A 2,183-nucleotide genomic window follows, 5' to 3' on the forward strand; every position below is an offset into this window, starting at 1 on the left:
AACAGCTGTGGGGGCTGACGCTGCTGGAGACGGGGCTGATGGGCGGGGTGGCCGGGCTGCTGGCGATGCCGGTGGGCTACGCGCTGGCGTGGATTCTGGTATACGTTATCAACGTGCGGTCGTTCGGCTGGACGCTCACGATGGACTTGCAGCCGGCGTACTTAGTCCAGGCGCTGCTGGTGGCCGTTGGCGCGGCGCTGCTGGCGGGGGTGTATCCGTCGTGGCGGGTGGGCAACATGGAGATCGCTACGGCGATTCGAGAGGAGTAAGAGGCTCACGCCAAGAACGCAAAGAAGCAAAGAGCGCAAAGAAGAATCAAGAAAGGCTTTGCGTCCTTGGAATTCTTGGCGTTCTTGGCGTGAGCTTCTTTTGTTTGCGGATCAAATCTCATGAAACGAGTGTGGTTTGTACTCATCGGGATAGGCGTCCTCGTCGTGGGGCTGATCGTCGGGCGACCGTTGTGGGCGGGAGAGGGAGAGCGAGCGCTGGAGGCGTCGCTGGAGGCGCTGCCGGCGGCGGGGGCGACCGAGGGGTTCGCCCGCGCCACGGAGCCGGGGGCCATCCAGTTCCCGCGCGACCTGGGGCCGCACGACGACTACCAGACGGAGTGGTGGTACTACACCGGCAACCTGACGACGGCCGACGGGCGGGCGTTCGGGTTCCAGTTCACCATCTTCCGGCGGGCGTTGACGCCAGAGGAAGAATCCGCAGATTTCGCAGATTACGCAGATTCAGAAATCATTGGCGGCTTGACCAGCGACCAACAACCAACGACTTCCGAATCTGTGCAATCTGTGAAATCTGTGGATTCTTCCTGGCGCTCGAACCAGGTGTATCTGGCCCACTTCGCCATCAGCGACATTGGCGGGGGCGCGTTCTACCCGGCCGAGCGCTTCAGCCGGGGAGCGGCTGGGCTGGCGGGGGCGACGGCCGAACCGTATCGGGTCTGGCTGGAGGATTGGACGATCGAGGCGGTCGGGCCGGGACAGGTGCGGCTGCGGGCGCGGGCGGAGGCGGCGGCGCTCGACCTGACGCTGACGGAGACGATCCCGCCGGTACTGCATGGCGACGGCGGGCTGAGCCAGAAGGGGCCGGAGCCGGGCAATGCTTCCTATTACTACTCCCTCGTGCAGCAGCGGGCGGCCGGCGTGGTGACGGTCGGTGGGGAGCGGTTCGAGGTGACGGGACGAGCCTGGAAGGATCACGAGTGGAGCACCAGCGCGCTGAGCGAGGGGGCGGTCGGCTGGGATTGGCTGTCGCTCCAGTTAGACGACGGCGGGGCGCTGATGCTGTTCGAGATTCGCCGGGCGGACGGGACGCGCGAACCGCTGTCGGCCGGCAGCTACATCGCCCCGGACGGAACGGTGACGCCGCTGGCCTGGGGCGACTGGACGCTGGAAGTCACCGATACCTGGACCAGCCCGACCAGCGGCGGCGAGTATCCGGCGGGGTGGCAAATCAGCGTGCCGTCAGTAGGGCTGGAACTGGAGGGGCGGCCGCTGCTGGCCGACCAGGAGTTGAACCTGTCCACGGTCTATTGGGAGGGGGCGGTCGCCTTCAGCGGAACCCAGGCCGGCGCGCCGGTAGCGGCGACTGGGTATATTGAGTTGACGGGGTATGTGGGGACGATGGAGGGGAGGTTGTAGCGCGGGATGGTATCCCGCCTCTTCCCTGTAACGCGGGATGGCATCCCACGTCTGTGAATCGAAGAGGCGGGTTGCCAACCCGCGTTACAACTCTGCGGTTCGGGCGCGGCGGGCGGCCGTGAATAGTTCGGCAGCGACGAGCCATACACAGAGGGCCACGGTCAGCAAGCTAATCGCCACGCCCACGTCATAGCTCCGCGGGTGGAAGTCGAAGACGTAGGTGTGCTCGCCGGGGGCGAGGGCCGCGCCGAGGTAGCCGTTGACGGGCTGTATGCTGGCGGGCTGGCCGTCCACCGTCAGCCGCCAGCCGGGGTAGTCGCTGACCAGGACGACGAGCTGTTCGCCAGCCGCGCCGCCAGCGGCGGCGACGATGACGCGGTTGGGGCCATCGAGCCGGACGGCGACGGCCGGCACGCTGCCCGGCGCGATGGGCTGGCCGGGCGCGACGGTGAAGGCAAAGGGCAGCACGTCGTCGCGCCGCCAGACGTTGACCTCGTTGAAGGCCGCGATCTGCGTGGCCCCCGGCGGCCCGGTCTG

The 2,183-nt window shown here is 67.2% G+C and carries 2 protein-coding genes and 1 pseudogene; 2 read left to right on the top strand and 1 reads right to left on the bottom strand.

Annotated elements, in window-relative coordinates; translation table 11 throughout:
• Both ACE3UY_RS02775 and ACE3UY_RS02780 read left to right on the top strand, forming a co-directional pair.
• On the top strand, positions 1–269 hold a 269-nt coding region (locus tag ACE3UY_RS02775), incomplete at its 5' end, for an FtsX-like permease family protein (RefSeq protein WP_374686027.1).
• A gap of 120 nt (positions 270–389) precedes the next feature.
• Positions 390–1,646, top strand: a complete 1,257-nt coding sequence (locus tag ACE3UY_RS02780; RefSeq protein WP_374686028.1) for a lipocalin-like domain-containing protein — start codon at positions 390–392, stop codon at positions 1,644–1,646.
• A gap of 84 nt (positions 1,647–1,730) precedes the next feature.
• Here ACE3UY_RS02780 and ACE3UY_RS02785 read toward each other — a convergent pair.
• A pseudogene (locus tag ACE3UY_RS02785) lies at positions 1,731–2,183 on the bottom strand (hypothetical protein); the annotation flags it as partial.

The organism is Promineifilum sp. (SeqCode), assembly GCF_041918635.1.
Taxonomy (GTDB): Bacteria; Chloroflexota; Anaerolineae; order Promineifilales; family Promineifilaceae; genus Promineifilum.

What these genes read in the sequence shown, in the direction of transcription:
- ACE3UY_RS02780 (WP_374686028.1), top strand. Translation starts at nt 390, where the DNA reads ATGAAACGAGTGTGGTTTGTACTCATCGGGATAGGCGTCCTCGTCGTG.